This window comes from Nostoc sp. TCL240-02, assembly GCF_013343235.1.
In the GTDB taxonomy this organism is placed as follows: domain Bacteria; phylum Cyanobacteriota; class Cyanobacteriia; order Cyanobacteriales; family Nostocaceae; genus Nostoc.
Map to the genome: position 1 here is coordinate 4,491,564 of NZ_CP040094.1, position 16,989 is coordinate 4,508,552.

At 41.7% G+C, this 16,989-nt stretch carries 19 protein-coding genes and 1 pseudogene; all 20 read left to right on the forward strand.

Features of this window, described 5'->3' with window-relative positions:
- The first annotated feature begins 317 nt into the window (after positions 1–317).
- Positions 318–1,547: a substrate-binding domain-containing protein gene (locus FBB35_RS19035; RefSeq protein WP_174710950.1), complete on the forward strand. Its 1,230-nt coding sequence runs from the start codon at positions 318–320 to the stop codon at positions 1,545–1,547.
- Positions 1,548–1,686: 139 nt separating this feature from the next.
- On the forward strand, positions 1,687–4,299 hold the full coding sequence (locus tag FBB35_RS19040) for a TonB-dependent siderophore receptor (RefSeq protein ID WP_174710951.1): 2,613 nt from the start codon (positions 1,687–1,689) through the stop codon (positions 4,297–4,299).
- 179 nt (positions 4,300–4,478) lie between these two features.
- Positions 4,479–5,471 (forward strand): iron-siderophore ABC transporter substrate-binding protein, encoded by a 993-nt coding sequence (locus FBB35_RS19045; RefSeq protein ID WP_174710952.1) that lies wholly within the window; start codon positions 4,479–4,481, stop codon positions 5,469–5,471.
- Between the two features lie 32 nt (positions 5,472–5,503).
- Positions 5,504–6,073: a Crp/Fnr family transcriptional regulator gene (locus FBB35_RS19050; RefSeq protein WP_174710953.1), complete on the forward strand. Its 570-nt coding sequence runs from the start codon at positions 5,504–5,506 to the stop codon at positions 6,071–6,073.
- Between the two features lie 666 nt (positions 6,074–6,739).
- Positions 6,740–6,883: pseudogene (locus tag FBB35_RS19055) on the forward strand (energy transducer TonB); the annotation flags it as partial.
- A 274-nt stretch (positions 6,884–7,157) separates the two neighbouring features.
- Positions 7,158–7,448: a helix-turn-helix domain-containing protein gene (locus FBB35_RS19060; protein WP_254625619.1), complete on the forward strand. Its 291-nt coding sequence runs from the start codon at positions 7,158–7,160 to the stop codon at positions 7,446–7,448.
- A gap of 594 nt (positions 7,449–8,042) precedes the next feature.
- On the forward strand, positions 8,043–8,840 hold the full coding sequence (locus FBB35_RS19065) for a hypothetical protein (RefSeq protein ID WP_174710956.1): 798 nt from the start codon (positions 8,043–8,045) through the stop codon (positions 8,838–8,840).
- A 78-nt stretch (positions 8,841–8,918) separates the two neighbouring features.
- On the forward strand, positions 8,919–9,821 hold the full coding sequence (locus FBB35_RS19070; RefSeq protein ID WP_174710957.1) for a hypothetical protein: 903 nt from the start codon (positions 8,919–8,921) through the stop codon (positions 9,819–9,821).
- Between the two features lie 242 nt (positions 9,822–10,063).
- Positions 10,064–10,618: a hypothetical protein gene (locus FBB35_RS19075; protein WP_174710958.1), complete on the forward strand. Its 555-nt coding sequence runs from the start codon at positions 10,064–10,066 to the stop codon at positions 10,616–10,618.
- A 97-nt stretch (positions 10,619–10,715) separates the two neighbouring features.
- Positions 10,716–10,988, forward strand: coding sequence for a hypothetical protein (locus FBB35_RS19080; RefSeq protein WP_174710959.1), 273 nt, complete (start codon positions 10,716–10,718; stop codon positions 10,986–10,988).
- A gap of 43 nt (positions 10,989–11,031) precedes the next feature.
- On the forward strand, positions 11,032–11,448 hold the full coding sequence (locus FBB35_RS19085) for a hypothetical protein (protein ID WP_174710960.1): 417 nt from the start codon (positions 11,032–11,034) through the stop codon (positions 11,446–11,448).
- A gap of 118 nt (positions 11,449–11,566) precedes the next feature.
- Entirely contained in the window at positions 11,567–11,836 is a 270-nt protein-coding gene (locus FBB35_RS19090; RefSeq protein WP_174710961.1) for a hypothetical protein, read from the forward strand.
- Positions 11,837–12,003: 167 nt separating this feature from the next.
- On the forward strand, positions 12,004–13,077 hold the full coding sequence (locus FBB35_RS19095; RefSeq protein ID WP_174710962.1) for a hypothetical protein: 1,074 nt from the start codon (positions 12,004–12,006) through the stop codon (positions 13,075–13,077).
- A gap of 112 nt (positions 13,078–13,189) precedes the next feature.
- On the forward strand, positions 13,190–13,639 hold the full coding sequence (locus FBB35_RS19100) for a DUF1257 domain-containing protein (protein ID WP_174710963.1): 450 nt from the start codon (positions 13,190–13,192) through the stop codon (positions 13,637–13,639).
- A 2-nt stretch (positions 13,640–13,641) separates the two neighbouring features.
- Positions 13,642–13,848 (forward strand): DUF2997 domain-containing protein, encoded by a 207-nt coding sequence (locus FBB35_RS19105; protein WP_174710964.1) that lies wholly within the window; start codon positions 13,642–13,644, stop codon positions 13,846–13,848.
- Positions 13,849–13,891: 43 nt separating this feature from the next.
- Positions 13,892–14,113, forward strand: a complete 222-nt coding sequence (locus FBB35_RS19110) for a hypothetical protein (protein ID WP_254625620.1) — start codon at positions 13,892–13,894, stop codon at positions 14,111–14,113.
- Between the two features lie 22 nt (positions 14,114–14,135).
- Positions 14,136–15,758 carry an AAA family ATPase gene (locus FBB35_RS19115; protein ID WP_174710965.1) on the forward strand — a complete coding sequence of 541 codons (1,623 nt, stop codon included), beginning with the start codon at positions 14,136–14,138 and terminating at the stop codon, positions 15,756–15,758.
- Between the two features lie 127 nt (positions 15,759–15,885).
- On the forward strand, positions 15,886–16,239 hold the full coding sequence (locus tag FBB35_RS19120) for a hypothetical protein (protein ID WP_174710966.1): 354 nt from the start codon (positions 15,886–15,888) through the stop codon (positions 16,237–16,239).
- A 64-nt stretch (positions 16,240–16,303) separates the two neighbouring features.
- Complete coding sequence (locus FBB35_RS35810; protein WP_368041778.1) at positions 16,304–16,573, forward strand: WGR domain-containing protein; 270 nt, start codon at positions 16,304–16,306, stop codon at positions 16,571–16,573.
- Complete coding sequence (locus FBB35_RS35815; RefSeq protein ID WP_368041779.1) at positions 16,522–16,863, forward strand: hypothetical protein; 342 nt, start codon at positions 16,522–16,524, stop codon at positions 16,861–16,863. Before FBB35_RS35810 ends, FBB35_RS35815 begins: the two co-directional genes overlap by 52 nt.
- Positions 16,864–16,989: the final 126 nt, after the last annotated feature.

The following is a 16,989-nucleotide window of genomic DNA, read 5'->3' on the forward strand; positions in this document are numbered from 1 at the left end:
CCATGCAAGACATACACCCAAAAGCAATTTATATTAAGGGTTTACGCCTTACAAGCGTGCCATTCGGATTTGAGTATTTTCTCTTGGTAATGACTGAGTGAACAGATGATGAAAAGGTGATGCTGACGCTAAATAATATCCATCAATGTTAAATATATTGGCATAGTGTATGGTATACTTGCGAAAAATCAGCGAAATTTTCAAAACACCAACATGTCTGACAACAAAAATGGCAGACACTAAATACCTTGCTATTGCCCTGGCAAGTTAAGTTTGTCATCTGCGGCTTTTTTTAATGGAGAGATACATACAACCTCATGAAACTGGACGTGAATCTTTGCAACAACCTGAAGTCAATTAGAACTCGCTTGGGCATGAGCCAGCAAGAATTGGCTAATATAGCTGGTGTCACCCGTCAGACTATTGGTGGTCTGGAATCGGGACAATATGCTCCTTCAGTTACCGTTTCCCTGCGTTTAGCTAAAGTACTTGGCTGCACAGTTGAAGAGTTATTCTGGCTAGAGGAGGATTTACCTGAAATTGAGGCAATTGTTGCCGAATCAGCCCTTAACCAAGAGCGATCGCGAGTTAGTCTGGCGCGGGTTGGGGATCAATGGATAGCTTATCCCCTGGTTGGGAATGATGCTTTTCGCATCGAAATGATTCCATCTGATGGTGAGATGGTTGCAGTGAATCAGCAAACGGTTATTAGCGTCAGCGATCGCCCAGCGTTAGCGCAGCATCTTGTAGAGAGAAAAGAGCATCACTTAAAGGGTGAAGCAAAGAGCCAGAACGGTACAAATAAAGTCCTGGTTAGGCTACTGGATGATATCGACAAACTACAAAATACAGTTGTGATTGCTGGTTGTACACCTGTGCTTTCCCTTTTAGCAAAAGCAACTGAATGCTGGCATCCAAAACTGCGAATTCATTATCGTTTCGCCCACAGCAAGGCGGCATTACGTAGTCTGTGCCGAGGTGAAGTTCACATTGCAGGGATGCACTTATACGATCCCAAAACTGGGGAACATAACATTCCCTTTGTGCGGGAAGCTTCAACAGGTAAGAATTTCGTTTTGATTACCCTTGGAGTTTGGGAAGAAGGCTTGTTAGTCCCACCAGGAAACCCAATGGGAGTTAAAACAGTTTCCGACTTAGTAGAATTTGGAGCAACTATTGTTACCCAGCAAGTGGGTTCTGGTGGTCGGATGCTTTTAGAACGGAAACTTCAGGAAGAACGAGTGCCATTCGAGACTGTGAAAGGATTTGACCATATCGCCTACAACCATCAGGATGTTGCCTTATCTGTAACGTCAGGAATCGCTGATGCAGGTATCAGTACGGCATCTATAGCTGCTGCCTTTGGGTTGGGATTTATCCCCCTACATCAAGCGCGATACGACTTAGTGATTCTCAAAGAATACTTGGAACAATCACCAGTACAACAGTTTCTCAATACCTTGGGACATCGGCTAGTGCGATCGCAATTAGAGGTTCTCGGTGGCTATGACATCAGCAAAATTGGGGAAGTCGTAGCAAATATTTAAAGTCATTCATCAATGGCACGCTTAAAAAGCGGAAATACTTGTGTTCAAGCAGTTTGCTATCGCTTGCGTAATTCAATTGAGTGTGAGGGTTTGAGGAGTGTATTTACAAAAACAATTTAGCTTTTTTTGGCACAGTTTTGTGCTGTCTAGTTTTTGTTTAGCAATTACTATACCAGTTTTAGGTCAACAGCTTCCAAATACTAATAACGCTAGTGATCATAAATTATCATCGCAAAAAACTTTAACTACAGCAATACAACCAACGACAGAGATTCCTAGCCTCAACGAGTTGCAATTTGGTAAAAGCAGTGCCGTATATTTATTAAGGACACCCAAGAATCAGAACTCTATTTCTCAAATAAGTCAAGCAACAACCAATGTCGTGTCAGTTACAGATGTGAAGCTAAACACCACTGATAAAGGCATAGAGTTAATTTTAGTTACATCCAATTCTGAGCAGTTATCAGTTTCACCGAAAACTGAAGGTAATTCCTACATAGTGAGTATACCCAATGCTCAGTTGCAATTAGCAAGTGGAAAGAGTTTTCAACTATCAAAGCCAGTAGCCGGAATTGCACTAATTACAGTAGCCAATGCAGACGCTAACACCGTACTAGTGACAGTAGTTGGGGAAACGGGTGCGCCTGTAGTGGATTTATTTGATAGTCAGAGTGAAGGTTTAGTGTTTGGGGTGACAAGTGCTGCATCCACGGCACAGCAGCCAACACCGGCACCAGAGAAGCAACCACCCATTGAGTTAAATGTGATTGGGGAGGCTGAAGGAAGTTATAACGTTCCTGATGCGAGTACAGCCACAAAAATACCAACGCCAGTGCGTGATATTCCTCAATCAATTCAAGTAGTTCCCCGACAGAGTTGGGAAGCTCAAGGAGCCGCTAACGCTATTGATGCTTTAAGAAGCGTCGGTGTTATCCAGGCTTTCAATTCACCGAGTAATGGTGATGTTTTTACAATTAGGGGTTTTCAAACGACCAATATTCTTCACAACGGTCTTAAAGACTATACAGCAGGAGCTACATCAGGTCAAACTCAACTCGCCAATATTGAAAAGATAGAGGTTTTGAGGGGGCCTGCCTCTGTCCTTTATGGTCAAGGTAATCCAGGTGGCACGATTAACTATGTTACTAAGCAGCCTCTGAGTGACCCTTACTTTGCTGCCAGTATGACTTTCGGTAGTTATAATTTGTATCAACCGACCGTAGATATTTCTGGGCCGATTAATTCTGACAAAACGCTCCTTTATCGTTTAAATCTTTCTTACTTCAATTCAGATAGCTTTGTTGACTTTTTTAACTCAAAGCGTTATCTACTTGCGCCCGTTATTAGTTGGCAAATAGATCCCAAGACAAAAGTGACTTTTGAAGCAGAGGTACGATACCAGGATCAGGGATACCACAGAACTGGGCTACCTGCTTTAGGAACTGTTTTGCCTAACCCAAATGGAAAAATTCCGCTTAATCGGAACACATTGGATGTAGGTGCCAAAAACGATCGCAGCTCTGTTCTGTTGGGCTATAACTTTGAACATCGCTTTAATGATAATTGGTCATTGGTGAATGCTTTTAAGGTTAGGTTTGTCGGCTTTATCACAAATAGTGCCAATTCTGTCGCTCTACAACCCGATGGTCGGACTCTGAGACGCTCAAGGCAAACCGATCTAGGACCAGGTGTAGATAATGAGTATGCTGTAGACACCCATTTTATAGGTAAATTTAAAACTGGCAGTCTTCAGCATGAATTAGTCGCAGGCTTTGATTTGTACAGAGAACTCAATATCTTCAATCGGACTATGAGTGCTATTGGTTCTATTGACCTATTTAACCCCGTCTATGGTCAGCCCATTGGTGCTGTTACTTCTAGACTTAATCGAAAAACTACAAACGATCAGATCGGTCTTTACATTCAAGATTTAGTAACCCTTGCTCCTAACTTGAAGTTGGTCTTCGGTGGACGAGCAGATTTTGTCGAGAATAAAGTTACTAACTTTTTAAATTCAAGTCTCAATAATAGTCAACCCGATCAGGCATTTAGTCCTCGTGTAGGTCTTGTCTATCAGCCAATCCAACCCATCTCACTCTATGCCAGCTACAGTCAATCCTTCTCTCAAAATCTTGGAGCTACTTTTGGGGGTAGTTTATTTAAACCCAGTACTGGCACTCAATATGAAGTGGGAGTTAAGGGTGATTTCCTCAGTGGTAGGCTATCTTCAACCCTTGCTTTGTATCAACTGACTTTATCCAATGTTTTGACCCCTGATCCGAATAATCTCACATTTAATGTCCAAACGGGAGAGCAACGTAGCCGAGGTATTGAACTCAATGTTACGGGGGAGATATTGCCAGGTTGGAATGTGATTGCCTCCTATGCTTACACAGATGCCCAGGTGACAAAGGACAATGTATATGCTATTGGCAATCGACTGCCGAATGTCCCTTTCAATAGCGCGAGTTTATGGACTACTTATACTTTTTCCCAGAGTAACCTGCAAGGATTAGGGTTTGGCTTGGGTTTGTTTTATGTCGGCGAACGGCAAGGAGATTTGAACAACGCATTTAGTGTACCCAGTTATGTACGTACTGATGCAGCTGTGTACTACCAGAAAGGCCACCTTGGACTCGCGCTCAACTTCAAGAATCTGTTCAATGTTCAGTACTTCACTCCTAGAGATATCAACTTTGTTTATCCTGAAGATCCATTTACGGTGCAGGGGACGGTGAGTTGGAAGTTTTGAGGAAAGAAGCTCTATGGCAAAGGAAGTTGAACTCAAAGAAACACATTTTTAAGTTTAGTTTTTTCTTCTGTACAGATATAAGTGCGATCGCTTTCGTCAAAGCTAATGCACAATCAATCTACTACAAGCTCTATCTTGTTCACTTTGTCAATATGCCTAAGCTTAAATTATACTCGATTGTGCTGCTCATACTCCTGGTAGTTTCTGCTTGCAGCTTCTTGAATCCCCAACTACCAAAGCGCGACATCAGCCTCGTTTCCTCAAGACAAAAATCACCTGTAGAAGTCCATTTAGTCCAACACGCAATGGGTCAAACCCTTGTTCCCATGTATCCTCAACGAGTCGTCGTCATCCAACGATGGCTCGTACAAATACCTATAGCTCTAGGGGTCAAGCTGGTGGGCGCTCCAGGTTTGGCTCTAACCCTCCAAGGGCTAGGGTTAGATAATCAGCAGCTTGGTATTGAAGACATTGGCGCGGCTTTTGCGCCGACGAACCTAGAGAAGATTATGACTCTTAAACCAGACTTAATCTTAGGCACGGTTGATGAAAACCGGGATAACTACACTTTATTGTCCCATATTGCACCCACTGTTTTGGTTAAGATGCCAAACAGTGGCGACTGGAAAGAGTCGTTTATGCCGACAGCAAACGCTCTGGGTCAAACTGAAGCAGCAAAACGTGTCATCGACAAATACAACGCACGCATAGCCGAGTTTAAAGAAAAAATGGGTTCCCGACTCAAAAAGACTCAAGTTTCCGTTGTGCGCCTCGCGCCAAAGTTAATTCACGCGACAACCAAGAGTTCATTCTCTGGAGTGATTTTAGAGGATGCTGGTCTAATCCGTCCTCCTTCCCAAAATCTGGATGCAAAAGGAACTAAAAAGAAAGAGGGTAGTCCTGTTGGCTACAGTGTATTTCCAGAGGTACTCAGCCAGATAGATGGAGATGTCCTATTTCTCTTGCGCTATGGCTTCAAAGATGCGTCAGAGTCTAAAACAGCTCTCCGTCAACTAATGGCAGAACCTTTGTGGTCAAAGCTGAATGTTGTTAGGCACGGGAAAATTCATATAGTGGATGAATTTTGTTGGCTCGCTGGCAGCTATCTATCAGCCAATCGAGTTCTTGATGATTTATTCACCTACTTAGTAAAAGAGGCTCAAAGAATTTAATATTCTCACTCATTTTTATAATATTGCCTCCCATGATTTATTCTCCAAATGCTGTCTATCAATCAGCATTAGAAACAAGTAAAACTACCAGGCTATTTGTGCGTCATGAAATCATTCCCACACGCAATGATATCCTGTGGCATATCGAAAAAGGTATAGTGCGGAACCTGACTTTTACTGAAGACGGAACACTAATTACTTTGGGTTATTGGAGTTCTGGAGATTTAGTTGGTTATCCTTTGTCGAGCGTCAACCCATACCAAATTCAATGTCTCACAAATGTAGAAACAAGTGTCTTACCGCCTCAGCTTTGGCATCAAGATATAGATGCTTTTGTGTCCCATATTCAGGAAGTTGAAAAACTTTTAACCATTGTTCATACTAAACCTATTAGCTTACGATTATGGCAGTTTTTAGTATGGTTAAGCAAAAAGTTTGGTCGTGATGTAGAACAGGGAAAACTTATTGAATTTTATACCACACATCAGGAAATAGCTGAAACTTTGAATATGTCAAGAGTTACTGTCACACGTACATTACAACAGTTCGAGACAGAAGGAATATTGTTCCGTTACAAACGCCGATTGATTCTAAAACTGTAAAATCAAGCATCTATCGGATCTTGATAGCTATATTTCTCCTAGTATTAGCGATTTGAGCGGGAATCATTCAACTGTAAACTTTATCGGAGGACGGCAACAACCTAAATCTTTGATCCGAGTAGCGTGCATCTCCAGAATTACGGTATTTGCTACTAACAGTATGAACGCAAATATGAATGAAAATCTTTATCTGGCTCTAGCTAGATTTACACTAATTTGGCAAATGGCCATTTAATTCTTCGAGTTCCAATAGCTGATATCAAGAAATATTCTTCAAGGCTTTGTATTCTTAGAATAAAAATTCTTTGAGTTCCTTGACTTTAAAAGTCTAACAAGAACTGTAATTAATAATAGTAAAATTGATAACAATAGTATGAATTAATATTGAAATACCAAGCATAAAAATAGTTATTGGTAGACAGCTTTGTCTAGATTAAAAGCCATTATTATCCTGAGGAAATAAGATATTCAATCATGTAAATAGACAGACTATCTTAACTATATATGAGGAGATTAATTATTTAAATTCTATTTCTTCAAGCAGATTTTTCAGTGAGTCAGTTAATTCAACTGACATTATCCCTCTTCTATCACTCTTGGGTTTCTATTGAATGGTCAATTCGATTTGACTTTCGGTAATCTTGGAAACACTGCGTTCAGCAGCAGTGGCTACCAGGAATGAGCCAGTCTAATCGGCGAACGGTGCTTAACTTCACTATTAATCGTTCAGGTGAAGTTAACAATCTCAATATTGTACAAACCTCTGGATTTCGTGTGACTGATGAAATAGCAATGAATGCGATACAGTGATCTGCACCTTTTGCATTTTTCCCACAGGATATCGCAAGAACTACATTGATATTGAATTTACATTTGATTAATTTCTGAATCACACCAAAAGTGTGTCAGCATTGTAATTAGTTCACTTTGTTATGAATAAATGAATTGAGCTAAACGATCGCATTGCTTCCCTGCGGGCGATCGCTTTAACTTTTCCTTGGTGTAACCTTATGGTTGACACCAGTATATTAATAATATTATCATGTCAACTGGCAAGCGCAGTGAAAATAAAATTAAAGTAAAAATGAATATTACAGTAGATGTAACACCCATCGCTGCGTTTAGGTGGAATGAAGAAAATGCCCAAAAACTCAGGGAGCTAAGAGACAAAGCTGGATATAGTAGACAAAAGCTATCTGATGCTGTGGGAGTTTCTGTGGCTTATATTCAGCAGTTAGAGACTCCTCACGTCTTTATTAACAAACCAAAAAAACCAACTCAGATGACTGTTAGTACAGAAATTCTAGAGAAACTTTGTGCTGCTTTAGATGGGGATATCACTTCACTTATTTGGAACATAGATTACAACGGTTAAGAGAAATATCTACTACGCCTACCAGTAGAAACTACTTGACAACCACTGGTGAGCGTAGTAATGTAGTAATCATAAGAGAGGAGACGAGCGCGATGCCTCTTTTGAAAAACAAAGAAGCGCTCAACCCCAAACCCAGATTTGCTCAACACAAAACATAGATTTGAGAAACAAGAACCCCCCGTCGCATAGCACAAGGTACGCCAGGTAAAGTCGGCTGGGGGAGATACTCAAGATCACTCAATAAATCCACTCATACTTGTACAGAGGGCAACCGCTTAACAAAGTCGCAAGTTGCAAGTGAAGAACTCTCAAACGGTTCAGCTTAAGTCCCTGGCTTCTATCAAGCCGCAAGTATGTTAGGCGAGGTATAAATCCCCGTTACAAAACTTACTTGCGACTTGAGTTTAATACCTTCTCTAGAGCCTTGTGCCGTGAATTCTTGCTAGAAAATAACTGAAATTCAGAAATATGAGGCTACGCCAAATCTTTTTGAGAGCGTTGCTAAACCACAACGTTGTTCACGCAAAACAAAAGGCGATCGCAGACTTAGCAGGTACGGCGATCGCTTTTTTACCCATATAAGAGGTATTTCTAATGATTACACAAGTTTCAGCCCCTACGCCAACAAAAGATCCGCTAACCACACGCGATCGCCAAATCATTGCAACCATCGTTAATCAGTCGGACTATTCAAAAGAGTGCCAGCCCAAAGATGTAGTAACTATCTGGATCAACAATGATGATATCGTCTGGGTAAAAATGATCCACGGCTATGCTCGATATCACAAACAGTCATTCAAACGCGCTGTTGCAGAGATTAAAACAAGCCTTTCTGCTCCAATAGAGCGCAATCAAAAGGAAGATGAGGAATTAAAACAAGCTGCTGACAAAATTGGCTTGTTGGGTGAATGTGACTGGTTATCGTTAAGTATCCAAACCCATCCTTACAAAGTAATCGGTTATGCCGGCTGCTACACCTCACAAAAGCCTCGATTATTTTCCACGCCTGCTGAATGGGACTTCACACCACTCAAATGGAATATGCCTGCTGCCATCTGCCCAGATTGTGATGGTCACGGCTGCGGTAACTGTGGGTATCGTGGTACTCGTGCAGAAAACTTGTGTACGCCAGTAAACAGCTACCGACTGACCTATGTAGGCAAGACTGACCTTCAGACGGCTCACAATGTATATCTGGATGGTAAGTTTTTGGGGATACTTTTCAAGGTCAGAAACGCTGATGAAGTCTGGGAAAACGACACCAAGACTTACTATTGGCGGTGTGGGGATGGAGTACGGTATTGGAGTGTAAAAGAGGCTGTAGAGGCGCTGTCTAGAGTGACGACTCCGGTTGAAGTGCCTCTTTTGAGTCGGGAGTTGGTAGCGGCGTAAGTGAAATGGTGGGTTTTAATACCCACCATGCAACCATAACCAATCTTTGTAAAATAAAATACAGTTCGCCCTTACAAAATGACCCAACAACCTCACGATAAATTTGCCAAGCAGTTTTTAGAAGAGTTACTTTCTCCCTTTGGGGAAGTAAAAACTAACAGGGAAGTCACTGATGAAACAAGATTTGTTGATGTATTATTTTCACCAACACCGACATCTGCGGTTGATGCAGAAACTTTAGGATTATTGGGTAGAATAGCGGTATTAAATACTACTTTGCTAGAACCGTTTCGCAATCAACCGAATAGAACAGAAGTACGTAGTTGTCTACAAAAATTGTTCACTGTGATTGCAGACGCGCAACGTCTTGCCAACAGGGAAGACACAACAATAGCAGAGAACGAGCTAGCACAACTGTGGATTATTTCTCCAAGTGCTTCCAAAGCTCTGCTCAAGGCTTTTGAAGCTAAACTAGATTTAGACAATTGGATGAGCGGGGTGTACTTTCTGCCTGAAGGAGTAAGAGCAGCAATAGTAGCGATTAACAAGCTACCGCGAACTCCAGACACGCTGTGGTTTAGGCTTTTGGGACGGGGAACAGTGCAACAGCTTGCAGTAAGTGAACTGGTTGCGCTTCCAAGTGAGAATATTGTCCGTCGTAATGTTCTAGAAATGGTTTACAGATGGCGTATCAGTGTAATGACACAAACAGATTTAACTGAAGATGACCAGGAGTTAATTATGAATTTAACAGAAGCTTACCAAGAAGCAAGAGCGCAAGCGGTACAAGAGGGAGTAGAGCAAGAACGCCGTCAGGTTGTAGAAAACTTGTTAAGATTCCGGTTTGGTTCTGTGGATGAAGAATTAGCGAGAGTGGTCGATAATTTGTTGCAGTTAGCACCAGATGACTTTGCAAGATTTTTACTGGAATTGTCTAGTTTATCCCGTGAAGAGTTGTTAGCAAGATTTAATTCACACTAGTAATCCGTAACTAGAAATCATTAGTAATAAAAAGCGCTTTTGTGAAATCAAGAGCGCTGTTTTATTGGCTCTACGCTTCATATATCACAATTAAACCAATTCGCAATTCGCAATTATGTTTTGTAACGGGGATTTAACCCCAGCACAAAACGTGCTGCCTATAGAGGCAGGGGAATTAAACCCTCAAACTTTGTTAAACGGCTGCGCCAATGCAAAAGTGAAAATGCTTTTGGTACAAACAAATGAACTCTCAAGAAAATGCTGAACTACTTGCTGCCTTGATACGTCAAGAGGAACTACTCAAGCAGTTAGTCGCAGCAATTAATAAACCGAAACTTGGATTGCACTCTGATGCTGGCAATTGTAAAATCTACTGCAATCGTCAGCACGGAGGACTGTGGTACACACTAAATGGTGAACCGAGTGATGTCCCTCAAACTGCCTTAACTGGATATCTTAAAGAACTGCGGTTTGAGAATACAGAACGCCGCAAAAAAGAAACCTGCAAGTTGCTAATAACTATGCAAGCAGACCGGACGTATATTTTAGAATCAGGCTACGATACCCATTTTTCAAAGTGCATACTTGCGGCGATCGCAACTTTGACCCCAGAACAATTATATTCTCCCATCACACTACAGCCACAGGCGGGAACGACAGATGAAAATGTGTTGTTCTGTCGGGTATGGGTAGAGTCGGAATTAGTGATGGCATCCTACAACGAGCAAACAGAGTGGCGAGAGGTCAGTAAACAGGCTTTGGCTGTAACAAAAGCTGCGAATGAGATAGCGTTTTAACTCGTTGTAAACAGAGTTTGGGTAACTGTAATTAGAAGTTGCTCAAGCTTTGTCTACAGCTAATACATGCTGTCTACTAGTCCGCCAATAACAAGAAATGACAACAACAATCGTTCACCCCAGTATCGAAAACTTACAGCAGTTTTCTGACTCATTCGACATTGAGAAATTATTGCAATCTAAGGGAATTCTGCCGTGGCTTTTAGCAAATGGCTGGAACTATGACAATGAATCTTGTTTGATTGCAAACATTATTGATGAATCTACAAGCTTGGATCAAGTTTGGGACTTTAAAGAGTTTGATTTTAATGCTCTGTCAGATGAATTAAAAGAAAAACTCAATCAGATTTTTGAGCATTTCTATCTGTAATCGAATGGCACTCTCAATCAATAATTAACGTGAAGGGAAGAAAATGCAACCAACAATCACACTTCCACGAGGCTACGGAATTCCAAAGTTTAATGTTGGACAACGTACTCAACAAGGCAAAATTATTGGTATTGAAGTATTACCGCACGATAGCGTATTAGCGGAGAATTGCGGTCATGGCTATCGCTATATTGTCATGACTTCTCGCTATACCGAAGAAGTTAAATATCTGGAATCAGATCAGATTACACCACTCTCACCGGCAGAAGTAGAAGCTGAAATCCTAGAAGAAGTTGATTACTATCTGACTCAACTTGTATTATTGCAATCCGAACTAAAGGCTGACCTAAAGATTCAGACTCCATTCAGTCAAGTTAACCCACCGGTTTCAACAACTAAACGTACTTCTGGGAGCGCTTCTAGATTGTCTAAACCGAAACAAGAAAAAGTTGCTGCTTGAGAAGAAGTGGGTCGTCTATCTACATTAAAAACTCTACAGTCAGATTCAATCAGTCTGACTGTAGAGAAAAATCGATTCCACAAAAGATTATCGTACACTCTACTTCAATGCTAATCAGATGGAAACAAATTTGATTAAAGTGTATGACGCGACACTCTTAAGTTCATCAAAGGTCTACCAAATCAACGGTACGCTTTGTCGATATCTGGGTGATGCAGGTAGTATACAACATCCACAATATCTGTTTTTACCTCTACCTAATCAAAGGAAAAAAGCCAGCTTTCCACTAAATCGAAACAAACTCATGACTCGTTGTTACGAAGTCGAAGGCATGGTTTATCAAAAACCTGTGATACAGGATAATTCACAGCAACTTCAACTATTTTGAGCCATGTCAACACACAAACCACCAGTCATTAAAAGGCATATTCGGCTACAAGAAAGCTCTACAAAAGTAATCTATAGAGCTACTACAGGCATTTACAAATTGAGAAATAGTCACAAAGAAAGCTTCGCTGAATTGAAAGTGAAAAATATTGATCGAGGTGAATAATAATGGTACAAGCAATCGACAACCCTATTGCTGCAAATTTCCTAACTGATGCATTAGTCGAGCGTCACAACTTCTCCCAACTCAATAAAACCCGCATTAGGTTTAGGATTCAGTTAAAGAAAAGTACAAAATCGGCTGCTCCTAAATGGGCAGATGTCCTAAAAGCTGAAGTGTCGGAAATTGAGTCAGACCTCGTTAAAGTTACTAATTCTGAAGTCGGTCTACGAGGTATTGAGGTATTCAAAAAGCTTGATGAAGCTGCTACCCAACTGAGGCAAGAGATTGCTTCAGTTCAAGAGTGGATGTCTGCTGATACTGGTGATTGGGTTTGTCCGATTGATTTAGCTCCACTTGTTTGGAATCAGTTAATCAATATTAGGGATAATATCGCCCCTGGACTGCGTAATCAGCTAAAAGTTGATTATGAATCAGGACTCGAAGATTATCAAGAGCGAATTGACCAGTTCCTCTCACTTAACACTTGGGAATTACCTCACGACAAGCAAGCAGATGTCAAAGCCAATTTGTTAAGAGCATTTCCGACTCTGACCGACCTTGAAGACTATTTACAAGTCGTTATTGGTCGTCCGGTGATTATCCCTGCCCTCTCTGAACAACTCGACCATAAACAAGCCGAATGCTTGGAGCAAATCACGCGATTCATACAACAGTATGACTCTAACTTAGAGCAAAGACTACGGGAATCAGCCCTCGCTGGTGGTGAACAACTCGCTACCCAATTGCTTGAAGAGTTGGCTGATTGGGAACCAGGGCGCAAACCAGTCCAATTTAAAAAGAAGATGGAACGCCATCTAATGAAGGTTCAGGTACTACTAGCGAATGCTGACTCAGAGGCTGGCAGCAGTTTAGAGGCGATGATGGCGCACATTGACTCGATTGTTAATGATCCGGCGATTGAGTCGAAGAATCTTGGTAGTGAGGGGCGTACTCAATTGCAGGAAAAGATGCAAGAGATTCGCACCAAGCTATTAGATGAACAGCGCAATCTGCAACAGCTTGCAAGCTCTGATGTGGGCTTGTCGAAAGCTACCGTGATGTCATTCAAGTTCAGGTAAAAAAACAGTCTTGGGCGAGGGTGCATTCGTCCAAGACTAAGTACCTTAAACGAAAAATCCATATACACGTTTCAAAAGAATACCGCACTTCTACTATAGAGGCAAAATTCTCATGTCACACTTCTCAACCGTTAAAACCAAACTTACTAACCGCGAATGTTTAGTACAAGCCCTCACGGATCTAAACCTATCACCGCAAGTACATGAAACAGCACAATCACTAAAAGGATACTACGGTGGCTCTCAAGGACAAAGCGCTGAAATCATCGTATCTGGTCGCACCATAAAAGCCCGTGCAGACATCGGTTTCAAATGGAATCATTCAAGCGGCGTGTACGACGTAATACATGACAGTTACGAGACAGTTCCGAAGCTGGGCAAAGACTTTTTCAGCAATAAACTAATGCTGGTTTATGGACAACGGATGGTTCGTGCCAAAGCTGCCGAGTTACAAGAAAAATTTGGTGAATGTGCGATCGCTGAATCAACTAACGGGAGCGTGCAAACTCTAAGGCTAACTTTTGCTGGACATCAAGAAGTTAAACAGTATACACGGAGATAAATATGGAACGTTCAATACTGATTCATTTCGACAATGCTACAGGTGAAGTTCGAGTGGAAGCGGAGGGATTTGAGGGGCTGAGTTGTTTATCGGCTACGCAACCATTTGAGAAAGCACTTGGGGTTGTGGAGGGCGATCACATTTTCAAAGAAGAATCAGCACCACAACTTCGGACTACAAACAGCACTCAAACACGTTTACGTCAGTAATCAATACAGGGGAATCAACAAGTTCCCCCCCTCAAAAACAATCATGAACGAATTAGCTAAAGAATACCCATTTGTTCACGTTTACGCCCAGCAAAAACCAAGACAACCCGTGATCATCAAAGTTAGTACAGAGGGTTTGTGCGTACTTTTGAATTCAATAGTAACAGCGATTGCCTACCAAGAGAACAACGGTACAGCAGAAGTTTTTGACGGCGATGCCGAAGTTTATGAAGTAATCGTGAGACTTGTTAATACTCACAACTAGCTCCACTACCTTATCAAAAACAATGAAACTCTCAAATCTGCTCTCCACGCTCGATTCACAAATCCCTATCGCTGCTGTTGATGTCCTGTCTCCTGATGAAGCGACCATCATACAATGGCTGACTACAGAAGCAAACAACAAACTAAACAGTCCTGTCTTCTTCTGGAATCTGGGAGTATCCACCCTGGAGCAATGTTTAATTGCAGCAGATGGGGGATTGGTGTTTAAGCCAGTGCCAGAGTACAAAAGACCTCCACAGGCTGATCCTCTGTTATACGTGTTTGATTACATTGCGAATTTTAGTGGTGATGGAGTCTTCATCTTAGGTGACATTCACTCGTTCATTGGGAAAAATTCGCCAACATTCTCTTGGGAGATTGTTAGCAAGGTTAAAAATCTCTACCATCGTCTCAAGCCGACTGATAAACGCATTGTGCTGCTGGGTCAAAACATTCAATTACACGAGTCACTTATACGCTTAATTCCTTACTGCGAAATTCCTCTGCCGGGAGTTGAGCAAATACTTGAACATATCAATTCTTATTTACATGATTTACAACAGTCTGCTACTGAACAGGAATTGACTTTCACTATTTCTCTAGAAAATGCTGAAAAAGAAACTCTTTCTCGTGCAGCACTGGGCTTAACTTTAGAAGAAATCAGTGATTTTCTGCGGTTAACTGTCAAAGAAAACTTAACTAATGATGGTGTCGTCGTTGATGCTAATTTCATCCCTAAAGCCGTCGAGTACAAAACTCGGCTACTGTCTCAAATGGGTATTGAGTTGGGGAAACCAGCTACCATTCCCTTTGGCGGTTTGGATTTGCTACGCGAGTGGTTGAATCGTCGCCGCCGTCTGTTTACGCAAGAGGCGCGAAGCTTAAGTTTACCCCAACCCAAAGGTGTATTGCTGGCTGGGCCACCCGGAACAGGAAAATCTCACTGTGCCAAAAACATCGCTAGTATACTCAATCTACCACTTCTGCAACTCGACATTGCGTCCCTCTTGGGCAGTCTGGTAGGCGAGTCTGAGGGCAATGTGCGTCGTGCCTTGAAGACTGCCGAGGCGATCGCACCCTGCATCCTGTGGATTGACGAAATAGAAAAAGCCCTTTCTGGCAGTGGTGACACGAGTGGAGTTTCACAGAGGATTTTGGGCAATATTCTCACGTTTATGTCCGAATCTCAGTCTGGTGTGTTCGTTGTTGCTACCTGCAATGATCCTTCAGCATTACCGTCTGAGCTAAAGAGGAAAGGCCGATTTGATGAAAATTTCTTTGTTGATCTTCCCACGGAGCCAGAACGAGTGCAAATCCTACAGATTCATCTACAACGCTTTGGCATTCACCTGGAATCCGAGTATTTGGAAGCGATCGCAACTTCCACCGCGAAATTCTCCGGCGCTGAATTAGAAACTCTCGCATCTGAAGCCGCACTGTTGGCATTCGATGAGGGTAGACTGCAGCAGGTAACGCTTGCTGACCTGGAAACCTGTCGTCAAACCATTACCCCGCTTGCCATTCAGGATGCGGCGGCAGTTGATCGAATGCAGGTGTGGGCATCGACCTCACGACGGGCTAGTAGTCCTGTGGTTGCGGCGAAAACTCAGTCTCTCAGAACTGCCAAGTTTCGCAACATGAATTGATAAAGTCCACGATTTCTCCTGTTGTGTTCAAGAGAAATCGCATTGCTTAAAAGAGACAATTGCTACGCCAAAAAGAGAGTGAATTGGCTTGGATTGACAATGATATTTCTAATTTCGAGGAAAAGAAATGGCAAATACAGACTTGGTAACTTATTACGGTCAAACCGAAAAAATCGACCAGTTAGTTGAAAAACATGGTGCATATTTAGAACAACTGGACAGAAAAACCAAACTCATGCTACGTACAACTTTGTCGCAATATGTTTTTATGCAACGAATATGTACTCCTGAAGATTATTCTTTAACAGAAGCTTTGAAAGATGGAGATTTTGAGAGATTCCTGTGTGATGGTATTCCAAAAGTGTTAATAAATCTTTGTTCTGAGCTAAATGGACTAACAGCAGACGAAGCAGAAACGATACTTGAAGCTTTACAACATCAATTGCGTTGGGGCAATGCCCGATTATTGATGATTCAATAACTAATTACAGGTGAATATCTAAAAATTAGATATTCACCTGTTCACTAATTCCAGCATGAAAACTATGGAAACATATCTTGTTTTTGTTGACGCTGTTAACAACAGTAACAAATTCTGGAGTGCAAAAGTTGAAGACAATAGTTTAATTGTTGAATGGGGACGAGTGGGTTACAACTCCCAGAAGAAAGTACATTCTCTCTTAAGCCATCAACAGGCTGTCTTTAAATTTCACAATCTGGTAGCCGAAAAAAATCTAAGGGCTACAGAGAAAGTCAGCCACAAATGGATGGCGAACGCAGTATTTCAGATATCAGACGAGCGATACAATTACTGAATATTATACGTCCGGCTGTTACAAGCAGGAATTTTGGTGATAACTACATATCTGCTCTTAATGAATATCTGAAAATTGTCCCTACGCCCTTGGGGATGCAAATTGACCCTCACAGAGTTTACCGCACAATAGCAGATATTGACTATCAGCAAGAATTACTCAATTCTCTGTTAGCGACACCTGCACCAATTGTTGCTGCGGTGGCTGTTGGTCATGTCCCTGAAGCAGCAGCAGAATCCAAGGTAGTCAGTCTCAAAACTATCAGTAAGAACTTCTGGCGGCATTTGTAGACGAATTACCACAAAGCTTCTTTAATAGTAGTTTTGTGGTAGTTTTTTATCGTTGAAAATTAAAACAATCAGTGAATATGGCGAAAATAATTGTTAGTTCTTGAGAATCAGAAGGGTATGGACATT